We start from the raw sequence: 1480 nt of genomic DNA on the forward strand, positions 1-1480 counted from the left end.
TACGATGACGCGCCAGCCGCCCGCGATCCGACATCATGATCAAAATCGCTGCTCTTTTCTAACCTCTCTCGTCTTGTGCAGGCCAAACGCCTCGGGCCGACAGGCGCCCTCGCCCGCCTTGCGCCACAAGCATGTGTAATCGGGCGGTCCCACCAGGGGCGAGCTCCCACTACTATTTCGGCTTGGCCGAGCTGAAGGGAGACGACGATGTTTTATGCTGCTTTGGACGTGTCGCTGCGCTCAGTGGCGATCTCCATCATTGACCAGGATGGAAAGGTTCGACTTGAGCGATCCGTCCCATCTGACGTGGCGGCGTGCTTCAAGCCGAGTAGGAAACCGGCTTGTTTATGGCAGGCCGCCATAACGCGGCGCTTTTCGTGGGCGGAGTCAGGAATAGATTCAAAGTTCTGCACCAATTTGGGAACGGCTAACCTTCTCACAGCGTTTCTAGACGGTCGGGTTTGATCGCTATCAACGCGCCTTGCCTCTCGCGCACATGGTCGCCTCAAAACGGAGGTACGTCATGACGCACAAGCAAAAGTCTTGTTTCGGCCGCCCGGTCGCACTCGATGCTCACGGCCGTTTGCGCCGCGGGAAGGAAGGGAGTTTCGCATGACATCCTTGGACGATAGAAGACGGGCGCTTGAAGACAAATACATTCTCGACTTTGAGCGGTCGCTAAAGGTTCGTGCCCGCCGAAACCGCCTGCTGGCGGAATGGGTTGCCGCTGAAATCGGCCGCAACGACGTCGACGCGTATGTGAACGAGGTTGTGGCAATAGCCATCGCTTCGCCGGAAGACACGAAACTGGTGCAAAAGATTCTCGCGGACTTCAGTGCCGCCGGCCAGGTTGCTGATGAAGCAATTCTTCGCGAGAAGATGCACGACCTGATGTACATGGCGGCCGAAGCCTTGGAGAGTGAGGACGCAACGCGAAGCTAGCGGACGACAGACGGACCATATGCAGGTCCTCTTTGAACGGAGACCGGCCAGGCTTATCGCAGCCCTCGGTCCAAAACCTCCGTCTGCGTGTAAGAATGTCGAACTAACCGCTGCCGGCAGGGATTGTTCCCGGGCCGTCACGCGGTCCTTCGACGCATGGATCGCGGCAGGACCTTGGCGATCGATTTGAAGGTGACGACAGCAGCAATTCTCCAACCTAGTTCCTACGGCTTTGAAAATCCAACACTCCGCACATGCGAGCTTTGCTCCGGAGCTGCCCTGACAGGATGTTGGCGTCGAAGGCCCGAGGCGAACATGCGCGCTTCATGATCGCAAGGTCGGTTTCTGGATCGCCGCACGGCCAAATTCCGCCGGCTTGTTGTTTTCGGCGACATTGCGGTTTGAGCCAGAGGTCGTGCTATCTGGGATAAAATCCGTTGGAGCCTTACGCGACCTGCCTTGCGAGCGCGCAGCGCGACCAGAGGGAATGGAGTGCTGCAACCAGCTGTTCGATGTCGGCATCGGAATGCAGCGGCGT

1 protein-coding gene is annotated in these 1480 nt (G+C 58.2%); it reads left to right on the plus strand.

Annotation, left to right across the window (positions count from 1 at the left end; genetic code table 11):
* Positions 1–612: 612 nt before the first annotated feature.
* Positions 613–942, plus strand: a complete 330-nt coding sequence (locus BLP23_RS32930) for an ATPase inhibitor subunit zeta (RefSeq protein ID WP_092588836.1) — start codon at positions 613–615, stop codon at positions 940–942.
* Positions 943–1480: the final 538 nt, after the last annotated feature.

Origin of the sequence: Rhizobium mongolense subsp. loessense, from assembly GCF_900099775.1 — a bacterium.
In the GTDB taxonomy this organism is placed as follows: domain Bacteria; phylum Pseudomonadota; class Alphaproteobacteria; order Rhizobiales; family Rhizobiaceae; genus Rhizobium; species Rhizobium loessense.